At 72.3% G+C, this 26,238-nt stretch carries 30 protein-coding genes; 22 read left to right on the forward strand and 8 right to left on the reverse strand.

What is annotated here, in order from left to right:
• Positions 1-33 precede the first annotated feature (33 nt).
• On the forward strand, positions 34-1,026 hold the full coding sequence (locus ACMATS_RS23810; RefSeq protein ID WP_390782226.1) for an ATP-binding cassette domain-containing protein: 993 nt from the start codon (positions 34-36) through the stop codon (positions 1,024-1,026).
• Positions 1,007-1,612, forward strand: coding sequence for a DUF1707 SHOCT-like domain-containing protein (locus tag ACMATS_RS23815; RefSeq protein WP_414168977.1), 606 nt, complete (start codon positions 1,007-1,009; stop codon positions 1,610-1,612). The genes ACMATS_RS23810 and ACMATS_RS23815 overlap by 20 nt, the downstream gene beginning before the upstream one ends.
• Before the next feature lie 97 nt (positions 1,613-1,709).
• Here ACMATS_RS23815 and ACMATS_RS23820 read toward each other — a convergent pair whose 3' ends face one another.
• Positions 1,710-3,050, reverse strand: coding sequence for an SGNH/GDSL hydrolase family protein (locus ACMATS_RS23820; protein WP_414168978.1), 1,341 nt, complete (start codon positions 3,048-3,050; stop codon positions 1,710-1,712).
• A gap of 140 nt (positions 3,051-3,190) precedes the next feature.
• On the opposite strand from ACMATS_RS23820, the gene ACMATS_RS23825 reads away from it, so the two are divergent.
• The 6 genes from ACMATS_RS23825 to ACMATS_RS23850 all read left to right on the forward strand — a co-directional run bounded on the left by ACMATS_RS23825 (position 3,191) and on the right by ACMATS_RS23850 (position 8,456).
• The gene (locus ACMATS_RS23825) at positions 3,191-4,516 is read left to right on the forward strand and encodes a DUF445 domain-containing protein (RefSeq protein WP_414168979.1); all 1,326 of its coding nucleotides are present in this window, start codon (positions 3,191-3,193) and stop codon (positions 4,514-4,516) included.
• Positions 4,517-4,621: 105 nt separating this feature from the next.
• Entirely contained in the window at positions 4,622-4,819 is a 198-nt protein-coding gene (locus ACMATS_RS23830) for a DUF3311 domain-containing protein (protein ID WP_390782230.1), read from the forward strand.
• On the forward strand, positions 4,816-6,315 hold the full coding sequence (locus ACMATS_RS23835; protein WP_391151223.1) for a sodium:solute symporter family protein: 1,500 nt from the start codon (positions 4,816-4,818) through the stop codon (positions 6,313-6,315). The genes ACMATS_RS23830 and ACMATS_RS23835 overlap by 4 nt, the downstream gene beginning before the upstream one ends.
• A 34-nt stretch (positions 6,316-6,349) precedes the next feature.
• A complete protein-coding gene (locus ACMATS_RS23840) occupies positions 6,350-6,652 on the forward strand; it encodes a DUF6412 domain-containing protein (protein ID WP_414168980.1) in 303 nt (100 codons plus the stop codon).
• A gap of 87 nt (positions 6,653-6,739) precedes the next feature.
• Positions 6,740-7,489 (forward strand): YidC/Oxa1 family membrane protein insertase, encoded by a 750-nt coding sequence (locus ACMATS_RS23845; protein WP_390782233.1) that lies wholly within the window; start codon positions 6,740-6,742, stop codon positions 7,487-7,489.
• Between the two features lie 100 nt (positions 7,490-7,589).
• Positions 7,590-8,456 carry a fumarylacetoacetate hydrolase family protein gene (locus tag ACMATS_RS23850; protein WP_414168981.1) on the forward strand — a complete coding sequence of 289 codons (867 nt, stop codon included), beginning with the start codon at positions 7,590-7,592 and terminating at the stop codon, positions 8,454-8,456.
• A gap of 119 nt (positions 8,457-8,575) precedes the next feature.
• Here the strand turns inward: ACMATS_RS23850 and ACMATS_RS23855 are convergent, their stop codons facing one another.
• Positions 8,576-9,322: a hypothetical protein gene (locus tag ACMATS_RS23855; RefSeq protein WP_414168982.1), complete on the reverse strand. Its 747-nt coding sequence runs from the start codon at positions 9,320-9,322 to the stop codon at positions 8,576-8,578.
• 164 nt (positions 9,323-9,486) lie between these two features.
• Between ACMATS_RS23855 and ACMATS_RS23860 the strand changes: the two genes are divergently transcribed.
• From ACMATS_RS23860 to ACMATS_RS23870, 3 genes are all read left to right on the forward strand, one after another.
• Entirely contained in the window at positions 9,487-10,794 is a 1,308-nt protein-coding gene (locus tag ACMATS_RS23860; protein WP_414168983.1) for a choice-of-anchor A family protein, read from the forward strand.
• 14 nt (positions 10,795-10,808) lie between these two features.
• Positions 10,809-11,591, forward strand: coding sequence for an aminoglycoside phosphotransferase family protein (locus ACMATS_RS23865; protein WP_414168984.1), 783 nt, complete (start codon positions 10,809-10,811; stop codon positions 11,589-11,591).
• Positions 11,592-11,664: 73 nt separating this feature from the next.
• On the forward strand, positions 11,665-11,991 hold the full coding sequence (locus tag ACMATS_RS23870) for a cupredoxin family copper-binding protein (RefSeq protein ID WP_414168985.1): 327 nt from the start codon (positions 11,665-11,667) through the stop codon (positions 11,989-11,991).
• Here ACMATS_RS23870 and ACMATS_RS23875 read toward each other — a convergent pair.
• Positions 11,955-12,185: a DUF397 domain-containing protein gene (locus ACMATS_RS23875; protein ID WP_390782239.1), complete on the reverse strand. Its 231-nt coding sequence runs from the start codon at positions 12,183-12,185 to the stop codon at positions 11,955-11,957. The genes ACMATS_RS23870 and ACMATS_RS23875 overlap by 37 nt on opposite strands.
• A 7-nt stretch (positions 12,186-12,192) precedes the next feature.
• Positions 12,193-13,059 (reverse strand): DUF5753 domain-containing protein, encoded by an 867-nt coding sequence (locus tag ACMATS_RS23880; protein WP_414168986.1) that lies wholly within the window; start codon positions 13,057-13,059, stop codon positions 12,193-12,195.
• Between the two features lie 496 nt (positions 13,060-13,555).
• Here ACMATS_RS23880 and ACMATS_RS23885 point away from each other — a divergent pair, with 496 nt between their 5' ends.
• The gene (locus ACMATS_RS23885) at positions 13,556-13,789 is read left to right on the forward strand and encodes a DUF6255 family natural product biosynthesis protein (protein WP_390782241.1); all 234 of its coding nucleotides are present in this window, start codon (positions 13,556-13,558) and stop codon (positions 13,787-13,789) included.
• On the opposite strand, the gene ACMATS_RS23890 is transcribed toward ACMATS_RS23885, so the two are convergent.
• Positions 13,782-14,057 (reverse strand): DUF6191 domain-containing protein, encoded by a 276-nt coding sequence (locus ACMATS_RS23890; protein ID WP_414168987.1) that lies wholly within the window; start codon positions 14,055-14,057, stop codon positions 13,782-13,784. The two genes, ACMATS_RS23885 and ACMATS_RS23890, sit on opposite strands and share 8 nt — an antisense overlap.
• Before the next feature lie 79 nt (positions 14,058-14,136).
• Here ACMATS_RS23890 and ACMATS_RS23895 point away from each other — a divergent pair, with 79 nt between their 5' ends.
• A complete protein-coding gene (locus ACMATS_RS23895) occupies positions 14,137-14,538 on the forward strand; it encodes a nitroreductase family deazaflavin-dependent oxidoreductase (RefSeq protein ID WP_414168988.1) in 402 nt (133 codons plus the stop codon).
• A gap of 54 nt (positions 14,539-14,592) precedes the next feature.
• Here ACMATS_RS23895 and ACMATS_RS23900 read toward each other — a convergent pair whose 3' ends face one another.
• The 3 genes from ACMATS_RS23900 to ACMATS_RS23910 all read right to left on the reverse strand — a co-directional run bounded on the left by ACMATS_RS23900 (position 14,593) and on the right by ACMATS_RS23910 (position 17,118).
• Positions 14,593-15,357, reverse strand: a complete 765-nt coding sequence (locus ACMATS_RS23900) for a putative protein N(5)-glutamine methyltransferase (protein WP_414168989.1) — start codon at positions 15,355-15,357, stop codon at positions 14,593-14,595.
• Between the two features lie 205 nt (positions 15,358-15,562).
• Positions 15,563-16,036: a heme-degrading domain-containing protein gene (locus tag ACMATS_RS23905; RefSeq protein WP_414168990.1), complete on the reverse strand. Its 474-nt coding sequence runs from the start codon at positions 16,034-16,036 to the stop codon at positions 15,563-15,565.
• Positions 16,033-17,118 carry a Gfo/Idh/MocA family oxidoreductase gene (locus ACMATS_RS23910; RefSeq protein WP_414168991.1) on the reverse strand — a complete coding sequence of 362 codons (1,086 nt, stop codon included), beginning with the start codon at positions 17,116-17,118 and terminating at the stop codon, positions 16,033-16,035. The genes ACMATS_RS23905 and ACMATS_RS23910 overlap by 4 nt, the downstream gene beginning before the upstream one ends.
• Before the next feature lie 58 nt (positions 17,119-17,176).
• On the opposite strand from ACMATS_RS23910, the gene ACMATS_RS23915 reads away from it, so the two are divergent.
• The 9 genes from ACMATS_RS23915 to ACMATS_RS23955 all read left to right on the forward strand — a co-directional run bounded on the left by ACMATS_RS23915 (position 17,177) and on the right by ACMATS_RS23955 (position 26,171).
• A complete protein-coding gene (locus ACMATS_RS23915) occupies positions 17,177-18,268 on the forward strand; it encodes an ROK family protein (protein WP_414168992.1) in 1,092 nt (363 codons plus the stop codon).
• 91 nt (positions 18,269-18,359) lie between these two features.
• Positions 18,360-19,181 carry a hypothetical protein gene (locus ACMATS_RS23920; protein WP_414168993.1) on the forward strand — a complete coding sequence of 274 codons (822 nt, stop codon included), beginning with the start codon at positions 18,360-18,362 and terminating at the stop codon, positions 19,179-19,181.
• Positions 19,182-19,346: 165 nt separating this feature from the next.
• A complete protein-coding gene (locus ACMATS_RS23925) occupies positions 19,347-20,099 on the forward strand; it encodes a GntR family transcriptional regulator (RefSeq protein WP_390781013.1) in 753 nt (250 codons plus the stop codon).
• 156 nt (positions 20,100-20,255) lie between these two features.
• Positions 20,256-21,377 carry a TIGR03364 family FAD-dependent oxidoreductase gene (locus tag ACMATS_RS23930; protein WP_391151242.1) on the forward strand — a complete coding sequence of 374 codons (1,122 nt, stop codon included), beginning with the start codon at positions 20,256-20,258 and terminating at the stop codon, positions 21,375-21,377.
• Positions 21,378-21,379: 2 nt separating this feature from the next.
• The gene (locus ACMATS_RS23935; RefSeq protein ID WP_414168995.1) at positions 21,380-22,108 is read left to right on the forward strand and encodes a phosphonatase-like hydrolase; all 729 of its coding nucleotides are present in this window, start codon (positions 21,380-21,382) and stop codon (positions 22,106-22,108) included.
• A 41-nt stretch (positions 22,109-22,149) separates the two neighbouring features.
• A complete protein-coding gene (locus ACMATS_RS23940; protein ID WP_414170779.1) occupies positions 22,150-23,262 on the forward strand; it encodes an ABC transporter ATP-binding protein in 1,113 nt (370 codons plus the stop codon).
• On the forward strand, positions 23,255-24,295 hold the full coding sequence (locus ACMATS_RS23945; protein ID WP_414168996.1) for a 2-aminoethylphosphonate ABC transporter permease subunit: 1,041 nt from the start codon (positions 23,255-23,257) through the stop codon (positions 24,293-24,295). The genes ACMATS_RS23940 and ACMATS_RS23945 overlap by 8 nt, the downstream gene beginning before the upstream one ends.
• Positions 24,282-25,082, forward strand: a complete 801-nt coding sequence (locus ACMATS_RS23950) for an ABC transporter permease (protein WP_390781018.1) — start codon at positions 24,282-24,284, stop codon at positions 25,080-25,082. The genes ACMATS_RS23945 and ACMATS_RS23950 overlap by 14 nt, the downstream gene beginning before the upstream one ends.
• A 33-nt stretch (positions 25,083-25,115) precedes the next feature.
• A complete protein-coding gene (locus ACMATS_RS23955; protein ID WP_414168997.1) occupies positions 25,116-26,171 on the forward strand; it encodes a 2-aminoethylphosphonate ABC transporter substrate-binding protein in 1,056 nt (351 codons plus the stop codon).
• Positions 26,172-26,238 lie beyond the last annotated feature (67 nt).

Raw genomic sequence — 26,238 nt, forward strand, 5'->3', positions numbered from 1 at the left:
GGAAGAGGGGAAGAGAGGAGAGGGGACACGGAGATGGACGGATTCATCGAACTCGACCGGGTCGAGAAGGTCTTCGACGTCCGGAGACGTACGGGACTGCTGCGCCGGGAGCGCCGCCAGGTGCGTGCGGTGGACGGCATCAGCTTCTCCGTGCCGCGCGGCGAGATGGTCGGCTACATCGGCCCGAACGGGGCGGGCAAGTCCACCACCATCAAGATGCTGACGGGCATCCTCACCCCGAGCGGGGGCCGGCTGCGCGTCGCGGGGGTCGACCCGTCCCGCGAGCGGACGCGGCTGGCGCGCCGCATCGGCGTGGTCTTCGGGCAGCGCACCACGCTGTGGTGGGACCTGCCGCTGCGGGACTCCTACGGGCTCGTGCGCCGCATGTACCGCATTCCCGACGCCCGTTACCGCGCCAACCTCGAACGCTGTGTCGAGCTGCTCGACCTCGGGGAGCTGCTGGAGGTGCCCGTCCGGCAGCTCTCCCTCGGCCAGCGGATGCGCGGCGACATCGCCGCGGCCCTGCTGCACGACCCCGACGTGCTCTACCTCGACGAGCCCACCATCGGCCTGGACGTGATCAGCAAGGCCAAGGTGCGCGAGTTCCTGCGCGAGGTGAACTCCACGCAGGGAACGACCGTTCTGCTCACGACACATGACCTGACCGACATCGAGCAGCTGTGCCGCCGGGTGATGGTCATCGACCACGGCCGGCTGGTCCACGACGGCGACCTGGACGGGCTGCACGCGGTGGGGGAGAGCGAGCGGACGCTCGTGATCGACCTGGAGCGGGAGCTTCCGCCCGTGACCGGCATCCCCGGGGTGCGGGTCGTGAAGACCGAAGGCCCGCGCCAGTGGCTGGCGTTCGCGGCCACGCAGAGCGCGGCGCCGCTGGTGGCCGCGGTGGCGGAGCGGTATCCGCTGGTGGACCTGTCGGTCCGGGAGCCGGACATCGAGGACGTGATCGCGAGAATGTACGCCGAACGCAGGCCTTACGCTGTGCCCCATGACGAACGAACTCCCTGAGATGCGGGCCTCCGACGCCGAGCGGGAACGGGTCGCGGAGGCCCTGCGGACAGCCGTGGCCGAAGGACGGCTGGACATGGACGAGTTCGGCGAGCGCCTGGAGGCGGCGTACAAGGCCCGTACGCACGCGGAGTTGGTGCCGCTCGTCAGTGACCTGCCGGCGGCGGGGGCGGAGACCCCCGCACCGCTGTCGCTGCACAAGGACGAGGCCGGCACCTGGCCCGAACGGATCGGCGGCCCGGCCACGTCCAAGGGCGCGGTGGCCGTCTTCGGCGGCTTCGCCCGCCGGGGCCGGTGGACGGTGGGCCGGACGTTCACGGCCTTCACGCTGTGGGGCGGCGGCCAGATCGACCTGCGCGAGGCGCGGTTCGAGGACCGCGAGACGGTGATCCGGTGCTTCGCGCTCTTCGGCGGCATGGGCGTCCTGGTGCCGCCGGACCTCGACGTGCAGGTGCGGGGCTTCGGCCTGATGGGCGGCTTCGGCGACAAGGCGACGGGCCCGGGCACCCCGGGCTCGCCGAGGGTACGGGTGACGGGGTTTGCTCTGTGGGGCGGGGTGGGCGTGAAGCGGAAGCCGCTGCCTTAGCGCCCCGCCAGGGGCGCCCCGAAGGGGCGCGGGGAACTGCGCGACCAGCCACCGACGACCTGCAGCCGACGCACCGACCCGGGGTCCGGGGCGCCGCCTAAGGCCGGGTCAGCGGCGACAGCCACCCCGTCAACGCCCCCGTGTCCACGGCCCCCGCCATGGCCCGGTACCCCGCGTCGTTCGGGTGCAGATGGTCCCCGCAGTCGTACGCCGCCAGCAGCCGCTGCGGGTTCGCCGGATCCCGCAGCACCACGTCGAAGTCCACGACGCCGTCGAACACCCCGCCCGCCCGCACCGCCGCATTGACCCCCTGCCGTACCCGTTCCTGCTCGGCCCCGACGCCGCCGTGCCCCCCGAAGGGGCTCAGTGTCGAGCCGATCACCCGCAGCCCGTGCACATGCGCCCGGCGCACCAGGTCCCGCAGCCCGTCGACGATCCGCGCGGGGTCGAGCTGCTGCGGCGACCGCAGGATGTCGTTGATGCCGAGCTCGACGACGACCGCGCGCACGCCCGTCCGCGCGAGGACGTCACGGTCGAACCGGCCGAGCGCACTGGGGTTGTCCACGGCCGAGCCGCCCATGCCGCCGAGCAGGACGCGGTTGCCGCTGATCCCCTCGTTGAGGACGCCGTAGTCGGGCAGTTGCCCGGCGAGGACGTCCGTCCAGCGGTGGTCGGCGCCGAACGTGGCGGTGACGCCGTCGGTGATGGAGTCGCCGAGGGCGACGACCGCGCCGCGCGTGCCGGTGCTCCAGACGTCGAGGGCGGTCACGTAACGCCAGTACGGCGTCCGTTCGGCGTACGCCGCCCCGCCCGCATCCTGCGTGTGGTCGCCGGACGCGAGCCAGGAGGTCTGCCGGGCGTGCGGATGGAACGTCACGGGGCCGGACGGCGTGCGGGAGTAGGTGCTGACCAGCACGTCGGCGGCGCGCGGCACGTCCAGCCGCACCGGGTCGCTGACGACCGCCTGCCCGGCCGGGATCGTCACCTGCTCCCGCCCGCCGAAGGCCAGCCGCCGCAGCGTGCCGGGTGCCGCGGCGGGGGAGCCGGGGGAGGCGGCCAGGGCGAGCGAGGCGTGGCCGATCGTCAGGGGCCGTCTCCCGAAGAGGTTGGAGAGCTGGATGCGGGCGTTGGTCCCGCCGATGCTGGTGTGCACCACGTTGCGGACGGACCGGCCTGCCATGCCCCGCACGTCCGTCGCCGGCTCCGCGCCCGCGGGGGCGGCCGCCCAGCTGCCGACCCAGTGCCCGGCGACGGCCGGCACGGCGGAGTGCGAGCGGGCGACGGCGTGCGGACCGGCCTGCGCGCGCGGGACGCCGGCGCCGGTGTCGGTGAAGAGGACCGCCGCCACGACGGTCGCCGCGGCCGCCAGGGCGGCGAGCGCGGCGGGGACGGCACCTCGGGGCAGCACCTGCCGGGCGGCCAGGGGCGGCCTGTTCATGAGCGGTGGTCCATGGACGGTGTCTCCTGGGGAGGGTCGCCGCTCCATGATCCCACGGCACCCGGGAACTCCTCGTCCGCACCCGGAGTCCCCCCGGGTAGGAACAATGCACGTGAGGACAGCCGGAACGGGTGGTGCGGATGATTCGGGCACAGGGTGAGGAGTCGGATGCCGCCGAAGGGGTGATGCCCGCTCGGCCGGGCGGTTTCACCCCCAGCGCGGTGGACGAAGAGAAGAGGCGCGGTGTGCGCCGGATGAAGACCATCGCGACCGGCCTGCTGCTGGCCGTCGCCCTGGTCTACGCCCTCGCGAAGTGGGCCCAGTCCGCGGGCTGGACCGGCTGGCCGGCCTTCGTCGCGGCCGCGGCCGAGGCCGGCATGGTCGGCGCCCTCGCCGACTGGTTCGCCGTCACCGCCCTGTTCCGCCGCCCGATGGGCCTGCCCATCCCGCACACGGCGATCATCCCGACCAAGAAGGACCAGCTCGGCCAGAGCCTGGGCGAATTCGTCGGCGAGAACTTCCTCTCCGGCGACGTCGTCCGCCTCCGCCTGCGCACCGTCGGCATCGGCTCCCGGCTCGGCGCCTGGCTCGCCGAACCGGCCCACGCGGACCGGGTGACCGCCGAACTGGCCACCGCGCTGCGCGGCGCCCTCACCGTCCTGCGCGACTCCGACGTGCAGGCCGTCGTCGGCGAGGCCATCACCCGGCGCGCCGACGCGGCCGAGATCGCGCCGGGCATCGGCGCCATGCTGGAGAAGATCGTCACGGACGGGGGCCACCGGAAGGTGGTGGACCTGGTGTGCGTACGAGCCCACGACTGGCTCGTCGTGCACGGCGACTCCGTGATGGGGGCCGTCACGGGCGGCGCCCCCGGCTGGACGCCGCGCTTCGTCGACCGCAAGGTCGGCGAGCGCGTCTACAAGGAACTGCTGCGCTTCGTCACGGAGATGCGCGACATGCCGGACCACCCGGCGCGGGGCGCCGTGGACCGCTTCCTCTCCGACTTCGCCCAGGACCTCCGGTCGGACCCGGACACCAGGGCCCGTGTCGAGCGCCTGAAGTCCGAGGTGCTGGGCCGGGGCGAGGTCCAGGACGTCATCGCCTCGGCGTGGTCGTCGGTCCGCGGCATGATCGTCGCCGCGGCCGAGGACGAGCGCAGCGAACTGCGCCTGCGCGCGCGGGCCGCGATCCTCTCGCTGGGCGCCCGGATGACGGAGGACGTACGGCTGCGCGCGAAGGTGGACGGCTGGCTGGAGGACGCGGCGGTCTACGTCGTGACGACGTACCGGGACGAGATCACGCTGCTGATCACGGACACGATCGCGGGCTGGGACGCGGAGCACACGTCCCGCAAGATCGAGGCCCACATCGGACGGGACCTGCAGTTCATCAGGATCAACGGCACGGTGGTGGGGGCGCTGGCGGGGCTGCTGATCTATACAGCGTCACGATTGGTGGGGGCCTAGCGGTAGCGCCCCGTAAGGGGCGCGGGGAACTGCGCGACAAGCCCCCACCGGCCCGCAGCCGACGTACGCGCCCCTGATGCGGCGGGCACCGCCTAGGGTCGACCCGTGCTGAAACGTCCCGCCCTCCTATGGCTCCTGGCCCCCTACGCCCTCTTCCTCGGCGCACTGCCACTGGTGGACCAGGTCCGGCCGACAATCCTCGGCTTCCCCTTCCTCTTCTCCTGGATCCTCCTGTCAACCCTGTTGACACCGGTGGCCGTGTTCCTCGCCTGGCGCGGCGACCGCAAGCGAGGCCGCGCATGAGCACGAACGCGGCGGTCGCCTCGACGATCTTCGGCGTCTTCATGGTGCTGACCGTGGCCCTCGGCCTCCTCGCCGTCCGCGGGCGCGGCGGCGCCGGCGGGATCGCCGAGTGGTCCGTCGGCGGCCGCAGTCTCGGCACCGTCTTCATCTGGGTCCTGATGGCCGGCGAGAGCTACACCAGCTTCAGCTACCTCGGCGCCGCGGGCTGGGGCTACAACTACGGTGCCCCCGTCCTCTACGTCATCGCGTACATGTCCTGCGGCTACGCGATCGGTTACCTCGTCGGCCCGACCCTCTGGTCGTACGCGCGCCGCCACGGCCTCGTCAGCATCACCGACATGGTCGCCCACCGCTACGGCCGCCCCTGGCTCGGCACCCTCGTGGCGATCCTGGCGACGGTCTGCCTGCTCCCGTACATCCAGCTGCAGATCACCGGCATGGGCGTCGTCGTCTCGACGATCTCCTACGGTGCCATCAGCCTCGACTGGGCCTATTTCATCGCCTTCGCGGTCACCACCGCCTTCGTCGTGGTCAGCGGACTGCGCGGCAGCGCATGGGTGTCGGTGCTCAAGGACGTCCTCGTCATCGGCACCCTCGGCTTCCTGGCGATCTACGTCCCCGTGCACTACTTCGACGGCTACGGCCCCTTCCTGCACCGCCTGGTGGCGGAGAAGCCGCAGTGGCTGACGTTCACCGGGCACGGCGGGAGCGGACTGAACGGGACCTGGTTCGTGACGACCAGCTTCCTCAACTCCCTCACCGTCGTCATCTTCCCGACCACCGTGGCGGGTTACCTGGGCGCCCGCAGCGCGGACGCCCTGCGGCGCAACGCGATCCTGCTGCCCTGCTACAACGTGCTGCTGTTCGTGCCGATGCTGCTCGGCATGGCGGCCGTCTTCGTCATCCCGGGCCTCACGGGCGCGGGGTCGAACCTGGCGCTCTTCAAGCTCGTCGTGGACTCGCTGCCCGCGTGGGCGGTCGGGCTGATCGGGGTCGCGGCGGCGCTGTCGTCGATCGTGCCGATGGCGGTGTTCATGCTCGTGATCGGCACGATGTGGGGCCGGAGCGTGCTGGGCGCCGTGCCGGCGCTGGCGGACCGCCCGCAACGGCAGCGCCTCGCGGGGCAGGTGGTGGTCGTCGTGTCGGGCGCACTGGCGCTGCTGCTGACCTACACGCAGCCGAACACGCTCGTCCGGCTGTCGCTGATCTCGTACGAGGGCATGGCCCAACTCGTCCCCATGATCCTGCTGGGCCTGGTGTGGCGGAGGCTGACGCTGTGGGGAGCGCTCAGCGGTCTGGTCGTGGGAGGTGCGCTGGTGTGCTCGCTGGTGTTCACGGAGAACGATCCGGTGCACGGGGTGAATGCGGGGGCGCTCGCGCTCGGTGTGAACGTCGTGGTCGCGCTGGCGGTTTCGTGGCTCGGGCCGAAGCCGGCCGACGACCGACCCGACGAGGAAGTGCTGGCGAGCGACCCAGTACCATCTGAGTCAGTCTGACGGAACGCGTGAACGTGTGGTGAGGAGGGGGAACATGGTGAACAGCACCCTGCGTACGCACCTGAGCCTGCTCCTCCTCCTGTTCGGCGAGCTCCTGCTCGCCCACAGCGGCGGCCTCATGAGCGCCGTCGCCATGGCGGCGACGGCCACGGTCGCCGCCGCCGTCACCCTGTGCACCCTGGTCGTGCACAGCACCGGCCCGCTCACCCCGACGCGCATCCGCACCGCCATGCGCGATCGCGAACTCCGCACCGCCTTCCTGGCCCAGCGCGATCCCGACGCCCGGGGCCGCCGACGGCCCCGGGCACCCGGCCGTCCCCTCCCGGCGGCCGCGTAGGTCCCCGCAACTCCGGGGGCCCGAGCGGCTCGTCACGCCGATTTCTCTGAAATCCCGGCTCGACGAGACCCGTTGGAGGGCTCTCCCATGCATGTCTTCGCCACTCTCGGCTCTTTCCTCTCCCACTTCTCGGACGTCCTCGTTCCGCTTTTCGGCGGCTCCGCGACGGCCGCCGCGATCGTCCTGCTGACCCTCGGCGTACGGCTCGCCCTGCACCCGCTGGCCCGCTCCGCGGCACGCGGCGAGCGGGCCCGGACCGCGCTCGCACCGGAGGTGCAGAAGCTGCGGAAACGGCACAAGAACGACCCCGAGCGGCTGATGCGCGCGACGAGCGAGCTCTACGCCAAGGCGGGCGTCTCCCCGTGGGGCGGCATCCTGCCCCTCCTCGCCCAGCTGCCCGTCTTCTTCGTGATGTACCACCTCTTCTCCACGGGTTCGAGCGGCGAGGGCCACGCCCTGCTCGGCGCACCGCTCACCGGACGCTGGGCGGACGTCCTGGGCCACGGCGGGGTCGCCGGCCCCCACGGGCTCGTCTACCTCGGCCTGTTCGCCCTCGTCGGCGCCGTCGCCACCTGGACGTACACCCGCGCCCGCAAGGCGGCGGCCGCGGCGGCGCTCCCCGCGCCGGACGCCTCGGACCCGACGGCGGCCGTGATGGCCAAGGTGACCAAGGTGGCCCCGCTGCTCGCCTTCGGCACCCTCGTCACCGTCGCCGTGGTGCCGCTCGCGGCGGCGCTGTACGTGGTGACGAGCACGACGTGGTCGGCGGTGGAGCGCGCGTTCCTCCAGCCCCTGCGCACCCCGGAGGGTGCGGAAGGGGCGATACCCGCCAAGTGAGGCCCAGGGAGACCGAAACGGGGCTTGCGGAGACAGCCTCCGCTCCTGGACGATTCCTTGACGATCAGGCGGCCGACCTGCCAGGGAGTGAGACCACCGGATGAAGCTGCTGCGCGTCGGACCGGCAGGAGCGGAGCGCCCGGCCCTGCTGGAGGAGGACGGGACGCTGCGCGATCTGTCGGCGCTCGTCCCGGACATCGACGGCCGGCTCCTCGCCGACGCGGCATTGCAGATGCACATCCGGGCGGCCGTGGGGGCGCGGATCCTCCCCGCCCTCGACCCGCGCGGCCTGCGGACCGGACCGCCCCTCAGCAGGATCGGCAAGATCGTCTGCGTGGGCATCAACTACCGCGGCCACACGGACCACAGGGGCAACCGCGTCCCCATCCCGACCGAGCCGGTGCTCTTCCTCAAGGCCCCGGACACCGTCGTCGGCCCCGAGGACACCGTCCTCGTGCCGCGCGGTGCGGAGAAGACCGACTGGGAGGCCGAGCTGGCCGTCGTCATCGGACGCACGGCCCGCTACCTGCGCACCGACGAGGAGGCACTGGCCGCGGTCGCCGGGTACGCCGTCTCCCACGACGTCTCCGAGCGCGCGTTCCAGTACGAGCGCGGCGGGCAGTGGGACAAGGGCAAGAGCTGCGAGACCTTCAACCCGCTCGGCCCGTGGCTCGTCACCGCCGACGAGATCCCCGACCCGCAGACGCTCCGCCTCCGCCTGTGGGTCAACGGCACGCCGATGCAGGACGGCAGCACCGCGGACCAGATCTTTCCGGTGGCCCAGGTGGTGCGCTACGTCAGCCAGTTCATGACGCTCCACCCCGGAGACGTGATCAACACGGGCACCCCGCCCGGCGTGGCCATGGGCCGCCCGGCCCCGCAGCCGTATCTGCGGGCGGGGGATGTGGTGGAGCTGGAGATCGAGGGGTTGGGGCGACAGCGGCAGGAGTTGAAGGACGCCCCGTAAGGGGCGCGGGGAACTGCGCGACCAGCCACCGACGGCCTGCAGCCGACGCACGGCCCCGGGACTTCGACTGCGGGCGCGTCGTGGCTGATCGCGCAGTTCCCCGCGCCCCTTACGGGGCGCTAGGGCGTCTTCCCCGCGAGCGCCTCCTTGAGCCGCGGCACCCCCTTCTGGACGGCCTGTTCCGTGGCGGAGCCCTCCGCCCCGTCGAGCCCGCCGTTGGCGACGGTGACGGCGCTGGACCCGACCCGCACCGCGGCCGTGTCGAGGGTCAGGGTGGCCTTGAGCCCCTGCGTCGTGGTGGCGAGCGTCGTCCGGAGGCCGATCCGGTCGTCGCCGACATCCGGCATCTTCGTCGCGACGACCTGCCCGTTCACCTTGTTGCCCGATGGGTCGGTGGCGCTGAACGCGTCGCATCCCGACGGCAGGGTCTTCAGCCAGTCCATGGCCTTGTCGAGGGCGTCCGGCTGGTACGACGCCACCTGGTAGGTCAGCCGGGCGTTCCTGGACGGCTCGGTGAAGGCCTCGGTGGACTTGGCCGTCGGCCCGGCACCGAAGAGGTCGACCGAGTTCAGCCGGTCGAGGAGCACCTGGCAGTCGGGCTTGTCCGTCTTGCTCCGCAGCAGGGCGTCCTGCGTCCCGGCGCTCGCGCTGCCGGCGCCGGCCTTCCACTGCGCCCCCAGAGTGGAGATGCCGATCAGCGCCGACTTCGCCTGGCTGTCGGTGAGTTGGGCGGTCGGCGACGCGGACTGCGCCGCCGACCCCGACGAGCCGCCGCCACCCGAACACGCCGTCGCCGTCATCGCCATCAGCACGGCCACGGCCACGGTCAGCGGTGCGGCCGCGCGACGAGGCGGCGTCGGGTCCATCGCGGTCCTCCTGCGGTGCGGTACGGGTGCACGATGCTGCTCCGAGGTGATCACCCGCCAGGTGCCCCCGCCACCGCGCCGGAGCCGTCCGAGTGAGCGGCGTTCGGGGGACCCGGGGCGTGTGTTCAGGGCTCCGTCAACCCTTATGCGCATATTTTCGGAATATGCGCGAGAGGCGGCACAGACGGCACCAGCACCCGCATCCCCACCGCAAGAAGCCGCGGCACCCCGCCGCGACCGTCCTGGCGGCAGGCATCGTGACCGGCGGCGCCCTGCTGCTCAGCGCGGTCGGCGTCCCCGGCGTCGCGGAACCGCTGCCCGCCGGGCTGGGTCCCTGCATGTCGGGCTCCTGCCCCGGCGTGTTCCCCGAGCCCGCCGCGGGCCCCGCACGCGGCCGGGACAACGCGGTCAACGTCTTCGTCGGCGGCGACTTCCACGTGCGCCGCGCGGCGGCCGAGGCCGAGGGCAGCGTCGTCGTCCTCGGCTCCTTCGACGTCGCCGAGCGCGAGGGCGCCTCCCAGGCCTACCAGGTCGGCGCCGCCACCCTCGGCTCCCACGTCCCCCCGGACAACGGCTCCGCCTTCCTCCGCGTGGGCGGCGACGTCCGCGTGGCCGGGGGCCGCAAGCTGCTCGCGGAGGACGGGACGGTCAACGGGACGGTCGCCTACGCCGGCACCCAGACGGGCACGGTCAGCCCGCGCGCCGTGCACGACGCCTCCGCCGTCGACCGCTACCGGCACCTGCGCGACGTCCTCACCTCGGCGAGCTCCTGCTACGCCTACGACAAGGGCGTCCCGCGCAAACCCACGGGCACGGCCGTCAACTACGGCCAGGTCACGGTCTTCACGGGCGACGGCGCCTCGCCGCTCCAGGTCTTCGACGTGGGCTTCGACCTCGTCGCCCCCGACGGCGGCGCCCAGGCGGTGGAGTTCCGCAACGTCCCGCAGGACGCAACCGTCCTGGTCAACTTCACGGGCGACTCGCGCATGGTGAGCCCGTCGGAGACGGGCGTCACGGGCGCACGACGGGAACGCTTGCTGTGGAACTTCCCGGACGCGAGCGAGGTCCGTCTGACAGGCAGCGGCAACCTCCACGGTTCGGTCCTGGTCGGCCGCCCGGCCAGCACCACGGTGGTGACCCTCAGCGCCCTCAACGGGCGCCTGTTCACGGCGGGTTCGCTGAGCCACGAGTCCGGCGTCAGCGGCGGCCAGGGCATCCACGCGTACCCCTTCGACGGCGAACTCCCGAACTGCGAGGCCGCCGGTGCGCTGGCGGCGGGAGCGCCGCGGGGGGACTCGTCGATCCGCCCGGCGGCGTCGCCGAGTGTTGTCGCGGGCGACCACGAACTGGCCCACGGCGGCCCGCCGATGGGGATGAGCATGGCCATCGGCGGTACGTGCGTGGCGGCCGGGGCGGCACTGGCGCTGTACGTCCTGTACCGGTCGCGGTTCCCGGCGCGGAAGGGGCGCTGAATACGCTGGGGCGCGTGACGATTCGCGAGGAACAGCCGCTGCCGGGCGGCATGAACCCCACCGGCATCGTGCGCGTGGGGAACACGGTGCGCCGCCCGGCCGGCCCGTGGACCCCCGCCGTGCACGCCCTGCTCACGCACCTGCACGGGGTGGGGTTCCGGGCGGCCCCACGCCCGCTCGGCATCGACGAACAGGGCCGGGAGGTCCTGACGTACGCACCGGGCGAGGTGATCTGGCGGGACGGTTTCGGCCTCCTGGACCCGGTGGCGCGGCTGGCGCGGGTAGGGCGTCTGATCCGGGAATTCCACGATGCCGTGGCGGACTTCGTGCCGCCGCCGGATGCGTGCTGGCAGGTGGTGGTCCCTGCCGAGGGCGACGAGATCATCGCGCACCACGACCTCGCTCCGTGGAACCTGGTGGCGGAGGGCGGGGACGGCGCCTGGACGTTCATCGACTGGGACACGGCGGCGCCGGGTTCGCGGCTGTGGGACGTGGCGTATGCGGCGCACGGGTTTGTGCCGCTGTCGGCGGACCGGGACCTGCGGCGGGCGGATGCGGAGGCGAGGTTGCGCGTCTTTGTGGACGCGTACGGGTTGGGCGATGAGGGTGAACGCCGGGAGTTGGTGGGCGCGCTTGGCCGCCGCACCCGTGCCATGTACGACTTCCTGCGCGAGCAGAACCGGCGGGGCCGACGGCCGTGGACGGACATATGGGCGCGGGGCGATGGAGACATCTGGCGGACGGATGCGGAGTACATCGAGGGGCGGGAGGCGGGGTGGGAGAGGGCGTTGTTGTGAGTGCTGGCACAAAATCTTCAGCGCGCTGGGCGTGTCTTGAGGATTTGGGCGGGCGGACCAGAGGAGGAGTGGGATGAAGAGGTACGGGACCGTTGTGGCGGCGCTGGCGAGTGCTGCCGTACTGACCGCCGCACAGCAGACGTTCGCGGCAACCGGGCAGGTGGCGGTGGTCAACTTCGCCTACTCGCCCGCAACGCTGAACATCAGCCGCGGCACCACGGTGACGTGGACCAATGGTGATACGGATCCACACACGGTCACCAGCAGCGGTTCCGGTCCGCTCGACTCGCCGATGCTCAACAAGGGCGACACGTTCAGCTTCACCTTCAGCTCTGCCGGCACGTTCAGCTACTACTGCACCGTTCACCCGACGATGAAGGGCACGGTCGTGGTCAGCTGATCGTGTGTGACGGCGCGGACGAAGGTGGCCCAGGCGGGGGGTTGGAAGGCGAGGGCGCCGCGGGGGCGGGACTTGCTGTCGCCTATGGCGACTTGGGCGTCGGGGGTGGGTTGTAACTCGACGCACCCGGGGCCTAGGTCGTCGCTGTAGGAAGACTTCCGCCATGTCTGCGCGGGCAGATTGAGACGTCTCATAGGTACCTCACTGCTGCTCAAGTTCGTGAGCGACCGACGCCATCAGCTTGATGGATTGCTCCACCGGCAGCGCTGAAGCCCGGAGGGCATCGAGCACCCTCTGGTACCTGGCCGTGACCTCATCCTCCTCCAGGAACAGCTCGCCGTCGAGGTGCGAGATACGCGCGACGTCGAAGTCCAGCGGGTCCGGGTACGAGTAGAGCGTGAACGCGCCGCCGGTGCAGGTGAACGCACTTTGGGAGAACGGGACGACCTGAATTGTCAGGTCGGGAGGTCGGCTGCTGGCCACCAGGTGCCGAAGCTGTGCTGCCATGACCTTGGGACCGCCCACCTGTTGGCGGATGACTCCCTCCGTCATGATGCACAGGTACTGCGGGTGCATATCCCGCTGGAGGAGATCCTGCCGGGCCATGCGGAAGTCGACGTGGAACTCCAACTCCTCGTCGGCCAAGGGCATGAGGGCTCCCGACATGACGGCTGTTGCGTACGGGCGCGTTTGCAGAAGCCCAGGGACGACCTGCGTCTGGTACGCCGCGATCCGCGCTGCTTCCGACTCAAGGGCCAGACCTTCCTTGAACCCCTCCCCAAGGATTTCGCTGTGCTTGCGCCACCAGGTCTTCTTCCGTCCCTCGGACGCAAGTGCGATCAGCCACCCGCGGATCCTCTCTTCCTCGACTCCGTAGAGGCCCAGCAGCGTGTCCAGCTCTAGTCGTGTGATGCAGTGCCTACCGGTCTCGATGCGACTGATCTTGCTGACGCCGCCGTGGATGGCCCCCGCCGCCCCCACAGCGGTGACCCCCGCCGCCTCCCGGAGCTGCCTGAGGGCAGCACCCAGCCGGCGGCGCCGGGCCGTGCGGTGTGCCTGCTGACCCACGCTGACCTCCCCCTTGTGGCCGTGTCGGCAAATCATGCCGAATCTCTGCAGTGAGTGGCCACCCGCAAAAGGCAGCTCTGCAATTTGCAGCTCTGCAATTTGAAGTTTGAAATACCGTCCGCACCCGTGCATCGTGGAACCGTCGCGCACACCCGCAGGGCGGAAGGTGTCAGTGAATGGCGTACAGAAACGGGGCGTTCGTGGTAGATGCCCGAGAAAATCGCATCGCGCAAGTCGTCGGGGTCACCGGGGACCGCGTACAGGTCCAGCGCCCCGGAGGGGGTCTGACGTGGGAAGTCCCGCTCTCCGCCCTCCGGTTGGCGACCCGCGACGAACGTGCCGCAGCCGGGCTGCGCCCGTACCGCACCGGGTGCGAGGAATGCGCGGCACTGGAAAGCGCAAGGCGTACGGCAACCGGTACCGAAGAAGCCGGAAAGGCGAGTGCCGCCGCATACGGGCACTGGATCGTGGCACACTCTGCGGAAGGGAGGAACTAATGGTCAACTGTCAGCACAACGCGGCCTGGCAGCATGCCAACGGCCTGTCGCAGTGCACCCGTTGCGGGGCGCGCCGTTTCACGGATTACGGGGCCCTGCGCCCCGAAGGGCTGCCGCAGCCGTTGCGGACACGTCGGCAGCTGCTCGTGGAGCGGGACAAGGCGGCGGCGCTCATCATCGCCAAGGGGCACTACCGGGTGAGCCATTGGGGTTTCTCGAAGGCGTTCACGTGATCCGGGCCGTCCCGCCGTCCAGGTCGATGCCGGTCTTCTTGGGGGCGCCGTCGAGCTCGTCGTCGCGCAGGACGAGCATGACCCGGCGCTGTTCCAGCTGCACCCGCTTGCTGGGGTAGAGCAGGGCGTGCAACTCCTCGGTGGCTGTTGCACCGACACCTCGGGTGCCGAAACCCTTGCGTGGCCGGAAGGCCTTCCGCAGGGCGGCCAGCAGGAACAGCGGTATCACGATGAGGAGCGTGAGGAACGGACCCGTCAGGAGGCTCACCATGTGAGCGGGAACGAACGGCGGGTGCGGTGTGTTCCATGAGAACGGACCCGCTGATCGAAATCGAAGGAGCAGGCTCATGCTGTTCGGCGACGAGCACGTCAGGCGATATGTCGAGACCGACGGGGCCGAAGGCCACGACTGGCAGGGTTCCACGGTGCTGATCCTCACCACGACCGGCCGCAAGAGCGGGGCGCAGCGCAACAATCCGCTGATCTACCAGCCGTACGGCGACGCGCTGCTCCTCGTGGCCTCCAATGGCGGCTCCGCCACACCGCCCGCCTGGTACCTCAACCTGCAGGCGAACCCCGAGGTGCAGGTCCAGGTGAAGGGCGACCGTTTCACGGCACGCGCGCGTACGGCGAACGCCGACGAGAAGCCGGACATGTGGCGGACGATGGTCGCCACCTGGCCCGCGTACGACGACTACCAGCGCAAGACGGACCGGGAGATCCCGGTGGTGGTGCTGGAGCGCGTGTGAGGGGCGAAGCGGGTGCTCCGGCCGCCCGGAGCACCCCCCTGGCCCCCTGGTCCGTCAGACGCGCCCCACGACGACCGTCGCGTCCAGCTCGTCACAGTTGACTACTTGCGCCGTCAGCCCGTTCCGCACGAAGACGTCGACCGTCTGCTCAGCCTGTCGCTCGCTCGTCTCGATGAGCAGGTGACCGCCCGGCGCGAGCCAGTCCAATGCCCCGGCGGCTACTCGCCGCTGCACGCTCAGTCCGTCCGTACCGCCGTCCAGGGCCACCAGCGCCTCGTACTCCCGCGCCTCGGGCGGAAGTAGCCCGATCGCCTCCGTCGGTACGTACGGTGCGTTGGCGACCAGCACGTCGACCCGCCCGCGCAGGGCGGCCGGCAGGGGCTCGTACAGGTCGCCCTCGTAGACCCGGCCGCCCACCGCAGCAACGTTCCGCCGTGCGCACCGCACCGCCGCCGGGTCGATGTCGGCCGCGTGCAGTTCGACGCCGCCCAGCGTCGCCCCGACCGCGCCCGTACCGCAGCACAGGTCGAGGACGACGGAACCCGGCCGCGTCAGTGCTGCCGCCTGCTCCGCGAGGAATTCGGTGCGGCGGCGGGGGACGAAGACGCCGGTGTCGACGGCTATGCGCAGGCCACGGAACTCGGCCCAGCCGAGGACGTGTTCCAGGGGGAGCCCGGTGACGCGCTGCTCGACCATCGTGTCGAGTTCGCCGGGCGTGCGTGCGGTGTCGAGAAGGAGGCGCGCCTCGTCCTCGGCGAAGACACAGCCGGCGGCGCGGAGAGTGGTGACAAGCGAAGTGGTGACAAGGGAAACCGACATGGGAGAGGTGAAGCCTTTCGGGAAACCGAAGGACGCTCTCCCGGTCCACCTATGCCAAGGGAACCGTGCGGTGGTGGGGTGAGAGCATCCCGCCTGCTGCTGCGGTAATGGGTCTCACCTCCTTGGTTGTTCACGTACTGAAGGCCGCATCATGCACCCGGGCCGGGCCGATCGTCAAGATCGGCCCGGCCCGTCCGGACAGGTCCTAGAGCCCCAAGAACCGCTCCAGCCCCTCCACCACCAGCGCGTGGTCCGCCTCCTGCGCCAGGCCGGACACGGCAACGGCGCCGATCACCCCCGTACCGCCCAGCCGCAGCGGGAACGCCCCGCCGTGTGCGGCGTAGCGGCGGGGGTCGAGGCGCGAGGCCGTCTCGAAGGTGCGGCCCTTGGCGCGGAAGCGGGCGCCGACGAGGAGCGAGGACTCCTCGTAGTGCAGCACCACGCGGCACTTGCGGTCGATCCAGTGGTCGTTGTCGGCCGTCGTGCCGGGCAGGGCTCGGTGGAACAGGCGCTGGTTGACCCGGCGGATGCCGATCGTGACCGCCGCGCCCTGCTCCTGCGCGAGTTCCGTCAGGGCCAGGCCGAGCCGCCACGCGTCGTCGTTGTCGAAGCGGTCGAGGACCAGGCGGGCCTCGTCCTCCTCCAGGCGTGCGATCAATTCACCCACTGCGACGCTCACTTCGTACCGTCCTCGAATGTCACCGTGCAGCCGTCTGCCGCCGACTTCCGTGCGGCCTCCAGCACCCGCAGCGCGGCCGCCGCCTCCCGTGCCGTGACGGGCGGTTCGGCGCCGGTGCGCAGGGCGTTCTCGATGGCCGCGTAGTAGGCGGGGTAGTCGCCCGGCAGCGTGGGCACCGGTTCGCCGCCGCCCGTCAGCGGCGATTCGCCCGCGCCGAGGCGGCCCCACGAGGTCTCGGCCTCCCGGCCCCAGCCGGGGCCCGGCCGCAGGCCCTCGCGCAGGGCCGCCTCCTGGGGGTCGAGCCCGTACTTCACGTAGCCCGCCGCGCTGCCCAGCACCCGGAACCGCGGCCCGAGTTGGGCCGTGGTGGCGCTCATCCACAGGTGGGAGCGGACGCCGTTGCGGTGCGTCAGGGCGATGAAGGTGTCGTCGTCCGCCTCGGCGCCCGGCCGCCGGACGTCCGTCTCGGCGTAGACGGCCGCGGCCGGGCCGAAGAGGGCGAGTGCCTGGTCGACGAGGTGGCTGCCCAGGTCGTAGAGGATGCCGCCGATCTCGGCGGGGTCGCCGGACTCGCGCCAGCCGCCCTTGGGCCGCGGGCGCCAGCGCTCGAAGCGGGACTCGAAGCGCTGCACGCTGCCGAGTGCGCCGTCGGCGAGGAGGCCGGCGACGGTGCGGAAGTCGTTGTCCCAGCGGCGGTTCTGGAACGGGCTGAGCAGCAGCCCGCGCCGGTCGGCCAGTTCGGCGAGCGCCTCCGCCTCGGCGGCGGTGGCGGCGAGCGGCTTGTCGACGACGACGGGCAGGCCGGCCTCCAGCGCGGTGTGCGCGAGCGGGACGTGCGTGCGGTTGGGGGAGGCGATGACGACGAGGTCGAGCTCGCCGGCCCGCGCGAACAGCTCGTCGGCCGTCGCGACGGTGCGCACCTGGGGGTGCTCGGCGCGGGCCTGTGCCTGGCGCTCCTCGTTGGCCGTGACGACCGTGCCGAGGACGAGTCCCCCGGTGGCCGCGATCAGCGGGGCGTGGAAGACGGAGCCTGCGAGGCCGTAGCCGATGAGGCCGACGCGGTACGGGTTCGGGGTGACCATGCCCTCCACTTTGGCAACGCTGTTGCAGAAGTGCAAGCGGGGCGATCACAATGGTGGTGTGCACAGGATCACCACCCCCGTCGGCGCCAACCTCGCCGCGCTCCGCGATCACAACACCGCCCTCGTCCTCGGTCTCCTGCGCGAGGCGGGCGAGCGCGGTGCCAGCCGCGCGGAGCTGGCCGGGCGCACGGGGCTGACCCCGCAGGCCGTCAGCAAGATCACCGCGCGGCTGCGGGACGGCGGGCTGGCCGCCGAGGCGGGCCGCCGGGCCTCCACGGGCGGCAAGCCCGCGACCGCCATCCGCCTGGTACCGGGCGCCGCCCACGCCGTCGGCCTGCACCTCGACCGCGACGAGATGCACGTGACCCTCGCCGACCTCACCGGCACGCCCGTCGCCGTCCGCACCGCCCCGCTCGCCTTCGGCGCGGGCGCGGAGGCCGTGCTCGCCACCGTGCAGGGCGAGGTCGCGGCCCTGCTGGCGGAGACTGCCCCCGCCACGCTCCTCGGCGTCGGGGTCGCCGCCCCCGGCCCCCTCGACCACCCGGGCGGCATCCTGCACCGCGTCACCGGGCACCCCCAGTGGGACGGCTTCCCGCTGCGCGACGCGCTCGCCGAGCGGCTCGGCCTCGGCGTCCCCGTCGTCCTCGACAAGGACACCAACGCCGCCGCCCTCGGCCTCGCCCGCACCCGTGCCGCCGACTCCTTCGCCTACCTCCACCTCGGCACCGGCCTCGGCGCCGGGCTCGTCCTCGGCCGCGGCGTGCACCGCGGCGCGCGCACGGGCGCGGGGGAGTTCGGGCACCAGGTGCTCCAGCTCGACGGGCCGCCGTGCCCCTGCGGCAGCCGCGGCTGCATCGAGGCCCTGTGCCTGGCCGCCGTCGCCGCGGGCGACACCACCCGCGCCGCCCGCCTGCTCGGCGTCGGCGCCGCCAACCTCGTGCGCCTGCTGGACATCGACCTCGTCCTGCTCGGCGGCCGCACCGTGCTCGCGGACCCGGAGGCGTACACGGCCGGGGTGCGGGACGCCCTTGCGGGCGCGGCCGGGGGTGCGGTCCCGGTCGCCGTCGCCCCGGGGGGCGGGCGCACCGTGGTCGACGGGGCGGCCGAGCTCGCGCTCGCCCCGCTCTTCCGCACAACGGGTGGCGTCTGACGGCCGGTCGGCCGTACGCGCCCGTACCGCGGCCTGCCCGGTGGGAGTTACCCGGTGTCCACGCGATCCCTCACCGCGAAGGTCCCGGAACATGCCTCTGCCCCGCGCCCTCGGCGCCGCCGCATTTGTCCTGGCCCTGGCCCTCGGGCCGGTGGTGCCCCAGGAGCCGGCCGCCGCCGAGCGCTCCGCCGGGAGTGTGGCTCTGCGGCTGCGGGCCGTCTCTGGCTGGTCGCGCCCACGTGGCGGAGCCGCATATGTATCCGCCCCGCGCCCCTTTCGGGACGCGATTCCACTCAGCCCCCAGCCGCACTGCGGCGACCCCGCCGGCAAGGACTTCCCCATCACCTCGCGCCTGAGCGGCGGCCCGGACGCGTACGAGCGCGGGGGCGCCCAGCAGACCTGGGAACTGGAGCTGCGCAACACGACCGACGGGGAGTGCCGTGCCGTCCACCCCGTGGCGGTGCTGTCCGACAAGGGACGGGCGCTGCAGCCCGGCCACATCCGGCTCGACTTCTACGACCCCGGCGGCGCGCGGTGGCGGCCGGTGCAGTTCGAGCGCACGGAGGAGGCCGAGAACGTGGGCGTGCTGGACGGGCAGGAGCCCGATTTCCCCGGCTTCGCCGTACCCGCCCGGCAGGCGGTCACCGTGCGGATGCGGCTGGGGTTCACGGGGGACGCCCCGGAGGGGACGGTCACGGCCAATGTCACCGCGGTGCAGCGGCGCGGGGCGGACGGGGCGTGGGTGGGGCAGTCCGGGGATTACGCGTTCGCGGTGGGGGGCGGGGATGCGGGGGCGGATGGGCTGGCCGATACCGGGGGCGATCCTCTGCGGGGGATCGCGGCCGGTGCGGGTAGTGCGTTTGCCGCTGGGGCGGCGCTGATGCTGGGTGTGCGGCGCCGGGGCGCCCCGTAAGGGGCGCGGGGAACTGCGCGACCAGCCACGACGTGCCTGCAGTCGAGGTTCTCGGGGCTGCGCCCCGGACCTCTGGGGTGGTGCGTCGGCTGCGGGCCGGTGAGGGCCGATCGCGCAGTTCCCCGCACCCCTACCGGGCGCTGCCCCCGTGCAAAGATCGGCGCCGTGAACAGTGCGCACTCTCCCGGGGCCCCTGTCCGGGCCGGTATTCCCGAGCACGGCCGGGTCCCCAAGTACTACGCCGTCAAGACGCAAGTGGCCGCCCTGCTCGACGAATTGGGCGAAGGCGGCCTCCTGCCCACCGAGCGCGAGCTCGCCGCCCGCTTCGAGGTGTCCCGCGAGACCCTGCGCCAGGCCCTGCGCGAGCTCCTGCTGGAGGGCCGCCTGCGCCGTGCGGGCCGCGGCACGGTGGTGGCGGGGCCCAAACTCGAACAGCCCCTCGCCCTCGCCAGCTACACCGAGGGTGTCCGCCGTCAGGGCCGCCGCCCGGGCCGCACCCTGGTGGGGCTGGAGCGCTTGCCGAGCCCGGCCGCCCTCGCCGCGGACCTCGGGGTGCAACAGGGCGATCCCGTCTGGCACATGGAGCGCGTCCTGCTCGCCGACGACGAGCGCGTGGGGCTGGAGAGCACCTACATCGCGGTCGAGCGGGTGCCCCGGCTCGACACGGACTTCTCGCCCGACTCGTCCTTCTACGGCTACCTGCGCGAGCAGCTCGGCATCCGCTTCGGCGACGCGGACGAGAAGCTGGAGACCGTGCTGGCCACCCCGCGCGAGGCCCTCCTCATCGGCACGCCGCCCGCGCTGCCCATGCTGCTGATCCACCGGCTGTCGCGGGACACCGACGGCCGCCCGATGGAACGGGTGCGGTCGCTGTACCGGGGGGACCGGTTCTCGTTCACGACGCATCTGGGGGCGTGAGCGCCCCGTAAGGGGCGCGGGGAACCGCGCGGTCAGCCACGTCGTACCTGCAGATAACGAAACGGTAACGGGTCTAGGCCAACTTTGACGCTCCGTTCACCCCCATGTTGCCGCCCGGACAGAACGGAGTCACCGACTCCGACGACCGTTCACGGCATGCGAGTCATAGTCGTCGGAGCCGGCGTGGTGGGAACCATGCACGCCTGGCATGCAGTGCAACGCGGCCACGAGGTCGTCCACTTGGAGCGCGAGGCCGAGGCCCGCGGGGCCTCCGTCCGCAACTTCGGCCTGGTCTGGGTCGGCGGCCGGGCCGCCGGCGCGGAGCTGGACACCGCCCTGCGCGCCCGGGAGCTGTGGGAGGAGATCGGGACCGCCGTCCCCGGCCTCGGCTTCCGGGGCAACGGTTCGCTGACCCTCGTCACCAACGAGGCCGAGCTGGCCGTCGCCCGGGCCGCCGCGGAGGGCCCCGAGGCGGACCGGCGCGGCTTCGAACTCCTCGGCCCCGCCGAGGTCCGCGCCCTCGAACCCGCCCTGCGCGGCACGTTCCTCGGCGCCCTGCGGTGCGGCCGCGACGGCGCCGTCGAACCGCGCACCGCCCAGCGCGTCCTGAAGGCCGAACTGCTGAAGTCCGGCCGCTACACCTTCCTCGGTGGACGCGAGGTCCGCGAGGTCGTCGGCGAGCGCGCCGTCCGAGACGACCACGGCGACGTCCACCGCGGCGACGCCGTGGTGCTGTGCACGGGCGCCTGGCTCGGCGGGCTCGTCAAGGAGCTCGCCCCCGAACTCCCCGTCCGCCGTGTGCGGTTGCAGATGATGCAGACCGATCCCCTCGGCGAGCGCCTCGGCTCCTCCGTCGCCGACGCCGACAGCTTCCGCTACTACCCGGCCTACGGCGGCGCCGCCCTCGACGCGATGGCTGCCGCGCAGGCCCAGCCGCCGGTGGCCGCCGAGCACAAGATGCAGCTGCTGATGGTCCAGCGCGCGGACGGCGGGCTGACCATCGGCGACACGCACGAGTACGAGACCCCGTTCGCCTTCGACGTCGACGAGGCGCCCTACCGGCACCTCACCGACGTCGCCGAGTCCCTCCTCGGCCGCCCGCTGCCGGCGATCCGGCGCCGCTGGGCCGGGGTGTACGCGCAGTGCCTGGAGGCCGGGCGCGTCGTGCACCGCGAGCAGGTGCGCGAGGGCGTGTGGCTGGTGACCGGACCCGGCGGGCGCGGCATGACCTGCTCCCCGGCGATCGCCGAGACGACCGCGAACGAACTGGGCTGGTGAGGGTGTTGAAGCAGGAGCAGAACCGTATCTCCCTGGTCGTGCTCGACATGGCCGGCACGACCGTCGCCGACGACGGCCTCGTCGAGCAGGCCTTCGACGCCGCGGCCCGGCGACTCGGCGTGGAGCCGGGCACCGCGGACCACGCGGAGAAACTGGCCTACGTCCGCGCCACGATGGGCGAGTCCAAGATCTCCGTCTTCCGTCACCTCTTCGGCGAGGAGGCGAAGGCGCAGCAGGCCAACGCGGCCTTCGAGGAGGCCTACGGGCAGCTGGTCGGGGCCGGGCACTGCGCGCCGGTCCCGGGCGCCCGCGAGGCGATCGAGCGGCTGCGTGCCGAGGGCCGCGGCGTCGTGCTGACCACCGGCTTCGCCCGGGTCACCCAGGACGCGATCCTCGCCGCGCTCGGCTGGGGCGACGGCCTCGTCGACCTCACCCTCTGCCCGGGCGACGTGGGCGGCCGCGGCCGCCCGTACCCGGACATGGTGCTCGCCGCCCTGCTGCGCACGCAGGCCGCGGACGCGGTGGCGCAGATCGCGGTGGCGGGGGACACCTCGTACGACATGCTCACCGGGAGCCGGGCGGGCGCGGGCGTGGTCGCCGGCGTGCTGACCGGCGCCCACGAGGAGGGCGCCCTGCGGGCGGCCGGGGCCACGCACGTCCTGGGCTCGGTGGCCGAACTGCCGGACGCCATCGCGGAGTACGAGCTCCGTGCCACGGGGGCGGGGTCGTGATACGGGCGGACGGGCGGGCGCCGTCACCGGCGTCCGACGACCTGAGCGCCGGTACTGCGGCCGCCGGAAGCCCGCGCAGCGGCACAGGCATACGGTTCGAGGACGTCACCGTCGCCTACGGCGACAACACCGTCCTCGACCGCCTCTCCCTCACCGTCGAACCCGGCGAGGTCATGGCCCTGCTCGGGCCGTCCGGATCCGGCAAGACGACGGCGCTGCGCTCCGTCGCCGGGTTCGTACGGCCCGCCGCCGGGCGGGTGTTCATCGGCGACCGGGACGTCACCGACCTCGCCCCGTACCGCCGCGGCGTCGGCATGGTCGTCCAGCAGTACGCGCTCTTCCCGCACATGCGGGTCGACGCCAACGTCGCCTTCGGCCTCCGGGCGCAGAAGGCGCCGCGCGACACGATCGCCGGACGGGTCGCGGAGGCGCTGGAGATGACGGGCATGGCCGCGTACGCCGAGCGGTACCCGCGCGAGCTGTCCGGCGGACAGCAGCAGCGCGTGGCCATCGCGCGGGCGCTGGCCATCCGGCCCGGGGTGCTGCTCCTGGACGAGCCGCTGTCCGCGCTGGACGCTCAGCTGCGCTCCGGAATGCTGGCGGAACTGTCCCGGCTGCACCGCGAGTTGCCGGACGTCACGATGCTGTACGTCACCCACGACCAGGTCGAGGCGCTCACCCTCGCCGACCGGATCGCGGTCATGGACCGCGCCCGGCTGCGGGACTGCGGCACGCCGCAGGAGCTGTACCGGCGCCCGCGCACCGAGTTCACGGCGTCGTTCGTCGGCAACGCGAACCTGCTGCCGGTGACCGTCACCGGGGACGGCCGCGTCGGCCTCGCGGGGACGGACGTGTCCGTCCCGACGGACGGCGCGGCGCGCGGCGCGTCGGCCACCCTGTGCGTCCGCCCGCACCTGGTGGGCCTGGGCCCCGGCCCGAACGCCCTGCGGGGCCGGGTCGCGGAGGTCCAGTGGCGGGGTGCCACGCACCGGGTGGCCGTCGAGGTGGACGGCCATCGTGTGACCGCGGAAGTCCGCGAACTCCGGGAGACCCCGGTGCTCGGCGATGAGGTCACCGTCCATTTCGCGAGCGAGGACGCGGTGCTGCTTCCAGCAGGGGCGGTCGGCGTGAGCGGGGGAACGAGTCATGGCTGACCCGAACACGGGCGCGGCCCGGGTCGGTTCGGCACCGCCGGACTCCGCCGTGCGTCGTCTCGCCGTTGCGGCGGAGGGTGGGGACGGGGGCGGTCCCTACGACCCTGCACTGCCGAACGGGCCCCGGGCGGGGACCCCTGCGGTGCCGGGCGCCGAAGAATGCTCCCGCCGCGACGGAAGGTCACGGGCCCTGCCCGCATGGGCGCTCGCGCTCCCGCCCCTCGCCGTGCTCGGCCTCGTCTTCCTCTACCCCCTCGCCCTCGTCGCCTGGCAGTCCGTCTCGCCGGACGGCTCCGGCGGCAGCCCCTCCCTCGCCGCGTACGGCGACGTCTTCGGACAGGCGGCCTTCCGACAAGCCCTCGGCACCACGGTGCTGATCGCCGTCGGATCCACGGCCGGCGCCGTGATCCTCGGTTTCGTGCTGGCGATCGTGATCGCCTTCGTCCCCTTTCCCGGCGGCAAGGCCCTCAGCCGGTTCATCGACGTCTTCCTCTCCTTCCCCTCCTTCCTCATCACCCTCGCCCTCCTCTTCATCTACGGCACCGTCGGCATGGCCAACGGCCTCTGGGCCGACACCGTCGGCGGCACCGGGCCGTTCGACTTCCTGCACACCTCCTGGGGCGTGCTCCTCGCCGAGGTCACCTACTTCACCCCGTTCGTCATGCGCCCCCTCCTCGCCGCCTTCTCCCAGGTCGAGACGGCGCAGCTCGAAGCCGCCGCCTCCCTCGGCGCGAAGGCGCCGCGGATCGTGCGGCAGGTGATCCTCCCCGAGGCGCTGCCCTCGCTCGCCGCAGGCGGCTCACTCGTCCTCGTGATGTGCCTCAACGAGTTCGGCATCGTCCTCTTCACCGGCGCCAAGGGCGTGACGACCCTGCCCACGCTCGTCTACAGCAAGGCCATCCTCGACGGCGACTACACCTCCGCCTGCGTGGTCGCGATCGTCAACATCGCGCTCTCCGTGGGCCTTTACGGCCTGTACCGGCTGCTGCTCTCCCGAACGCGCCCCGCAGGAGGTCCTCGTGCTCGTGCATAGCCGCCGCGCCCGCCGGGCGGTATGGGCCGTCTTCTTCGCCCTCTTCCTCCCCGTCTTCGCACTCCCCTTCCTGGTCATCGTCGCCGCCTCCTTCGCCACGAGCTGGAGCGGCGCGCTCCCCTCCGGCGCCACCACGGCGCACTACCGGGACCTCGTCCACGGCGACGCGACGGACGCCCTGGTCACCAGCCTGGTGACGGCCGTGGCCGCCAGCCTGCTCGCCCTCGCCCTCGGCACCTGGGCCGCCCTCGCGGCGCAGTCCCTGCGCGGCCGGCGCTCGCGCAAGGTGCTGGACGCGCTGTTCATGCTCCCAGTGGCGGTGCCCTCCGTCGTCGTCGGACTGTCGCTGCTCGTCGCCTTCTCCCGGCCCCCGCTGCTCCTCAACGGCACCCGCGAGATCGTGGTCGTCGCGCACACCGTGCTCGTCACCGCCTTCGCCCACCAGTCGGTGACGGCAGCGCTCGCCCGCCTGGACCCGGCGTACGAGCAGAGCGCCGCGAGCCTCGGCGCGCGCCCCGCCTACGTGCTGTGGCGTGTGAAGCTCCCCCTCCTGCTGCCCTCCCTCACGGCCGCCGCCGGCCTCTGCTTCGCCCTGTCCATGGGCGAGTTGAGCGCCACGATGATGCTCTACCCGCCGGACTGGCTGCCCCTCCCCGTCAAGATCTTCGGCGCCACCGACCGGGGCTCGCTCTTCTCCGGAGCCGCGCTCGCCGTCGTGCTGATGGTCACCACCCTCCTCGCCCTGCTGGGCGTCTCGCGCATCCGCACCCGCGCCTCCTACAGATAACCACCCACCACTGACAACGGAGTTCACCTCGCCATGTCCCGCTCTTCCCGGCCGCTCACCGCCGCCCTCGGCGTCCTGGCCCTCGGCGCCTCCGTCGCTGCCTGCGGCGGTTCCGCCGACGCCTCCGCCAAGGAGATCACCGTCTACAGCGCCGACGGCCTCAAGGCCGAGAACGGCACCGGCTTCTACGACAAGGTCTTCAAGGACTTCGAGGACAAGACCGGCATCAAGGTCAAGTACGTCGAGGGCGGCTCGGGCGAGATGGTCCAGCGCCTCAACCGTGAACGGGCCAACACCCAGGCGGACGTGGTCGTCACCCTCCCGCCGTTCATCCAGCAGGCGTCGAGCAAGGGGCTGCTGGAGGAGTACAAGCCCGCAGGCTCCGACCAGGTCGCCGATGCCGACAAGGACCCCTCCGGCAAGTGGACCTCGGTCGTCAACAACTACTTCTGCTTCATCTACAACAGCAAGGAGCTCAGCAGCCCGCCCAAGACCTGGAACGACCTCCTGGACCCCAAGTTCAAGGGCAAGCTGCAGTACTCCACCCCCGGCGTCGCGGGCGACGGAACGGCCGTACTGATCAAGGCCATGCACGACTTCGGCGGCAAGGACGCGGCCATGGCCTACTTCAAGAAACTCCAGGCCAACAACGTCGGCCCGTCCTCCTCCACCGGCCAGCTCGCCCCCAAGACCGCCAAGGGCGAACTCCTCGTCGCCAACGGCGACGTGCAGATGAACTACGCCAACACCAAGTTCATGGCGGACCAGGGCATCTTCTTCCCCGCCGGGGACAACGGAAAGCCCACCACCTTCGCCCTGCCCTACGCCGCCGGACTGGTCAAGAGCGCACCGCACACGGCCAACGCCAAGAAGTTCCTCGACTACCTGCTCTCCGACGAGGTCCAGGGCGAGGTGTCCTCCGTGGCCGGCGGCTTCACGGCCCGCACGGACATCAAGCCGGCCGACCGCAACGCGATCGCCCTCGGCGAGATCATGAAGGGCGTCGACATCTTCCGCCCGGACTGGCAGGACATCAATGCCCACCTGACGTCGTACGTGGACGAGTGGAAGAAGGCCACGGGCAGCTGAGGCTCCCCGTCATCCGCGCCCCGCAGGGGCGCGGGGAACTGCGCGACCAGCCACAACGCACCCGCAG

The organism is Streptoverticillium reticulum (genome assembly GCF_047456005.1).
Taxonomy (GTDB): domain Bacteria; phylum Actinomycetota; class Actinomycetes; order Streptomycetales; family Streptomycetaceae; genus Streptomyces; species Streptomyces reticulum.

Excerpts from the sequence above, each read along its gene's own strand:
- ACMATS_RS23810 (WP_390782226.1), top strand. The coding sequence starts at position 34 with ATGGACGGATTCATCGAACTCGACCGGGTCGAGAAGGTCTTCGACGTC.
- ACMATS_RS23815 (WP_414168977.1), top strand. The coding sequence starts at position 1,007 with ATGACGAACGAACTCCCTGAGATGCGGGCCTCCGACGCCGAGCGGGAA.
- ACMATS_RS23820 (WP_414168978.1), bottom strand. The coding sequence starts at position 3,050 with ATGAACAGGCCGCCCCTGGCCGCCCGGCAGGTGCTGCCCCGAGGTGCC.
- ACMATS_RS23825 (WP_414168979.1), top strand. The coding sequence starts at position 3,191 with ATGATTCGGGCACAGGGTGAGGAGTCGGATGCCGCCGAAGGGGTGATG.
- ACMATS_RS23835 (WP_391151223.1), top strand. The coding sequence starts at position 4,816 with ATGAGCACGAACGCGGCGGTCGCCTCGACGATCTTCGGCGTCTTCATG.
- ACMATS_RS23840 (WP_414168980.1), top strand. The coding sequence starts at position 6,350 with ATGGTGAACAGCACCCTGCGTACGCACCTGAGCCTGCTCCTCCTCCTG.
- ACMATS_RS23845 (WP_390782233.1), top strand. The coding sequence starts at position 6,740 with ATGCATGTCTTCGCCACTCTCGGCTCTTTCCTCTCCCACTTCTCGGAC.
- ACMATS_RS23850 (WP_414168981.1), top strand. The coding sequence starts at position 7,590 with ATGAAGCTGCTGCGCGTCGGACCGGCAGGAGCGGAGCGCCCGGCCCTG.
- ACMATS_RS23855 (WP_414168982.1), bottom strand. The coding sequence starts at position 9,322 with ATGGACCCGACGCCGCCTCGTCGCGCGGCCGCACCGCTGACCGTGGCC.
- ACMATS_RS23860 (WP_414168983.1), top strand. The coding sequence starts at position 9,487 with ATGCGCGAGAGGCGGCACAGACGGCACCAGCACCCGCATCCCCACCGC.
- ACMATS_RS23870 (WP_414168985.1), top strand. The coding sequence starts at position 11,665 with ATGAAGAGGTACGGGACCGTTGTGGCGGCGCTGGCGAGTGCTGCCGTA.
- ACMATS_RS23875 (WP_390782239.1), bottom strand. The coding sequence starts at position 12,185 with ATGAGACGTCTCAATCTGCCCGCGCAGACATGGCGGAAGTCTTCCTAC.
- ACMATS_RS23885 (WP_390782241.1), top strand. The coding sequence starts at position 13,556 with ATGGTCAACTGTCAGCACAACGCGGCCTGGCAGCATGCCAACGGCCTG.
- ACMATS_RS23895 (WP_414168988.1), top strand. The coding sequence starts at position 14,137 with ATGCTGTTCGGCGACGAGCACGTCAGGCGATATGTCGAGACCGACGGG.
- ACMATS_RS23900 (WP_414168989.1), bottom strand. The coding sequence starts at position 15,357 with ATGTCGGTTTCCCTTGTCACCACTTCGCTTGTCACCACTCTCCGCGCC.
- ACMATS_RS23910 (WP_414168991.1), bottom strand. The coding sequence starts at position 17,118 with ATGGTCACCCCGAACCCGTACCGCGTCGGCCTCATCGGCTACGGCCTC.
- ACMATS_RS23920 (WP_414168993.1), top strand. The coding sequence starts at position 18,360 with ATGCCTCTGCCCCGCGCCCTCGGCGCCGCCGCATTTGTCCTGGCCCTG.
- ACMATS_RS23930 (WP_391151242.1), top strand. The coding sequence starts at position 20,256 with ATGCGAGTCATAGTCGTCGGAGCCGGCGTGGTGGGAACCATGCACGCC.
- ACMATS_RS23945 (WP_414168996.1), top strand. The coding sequence starts at position 23,255 with ATGGCTGACCCGAACACGGGCGCGGCCCGGGTCGGTTCGGCACCGCCG.
- ACMATS_RS23955 (WP_414168997.1), top strand. The coding sequence starts at position 25,116 with ATGTCCCGCTCTTCCCGGCCGCTCACCGCCGCCCTCGGCGTCCTGGCC.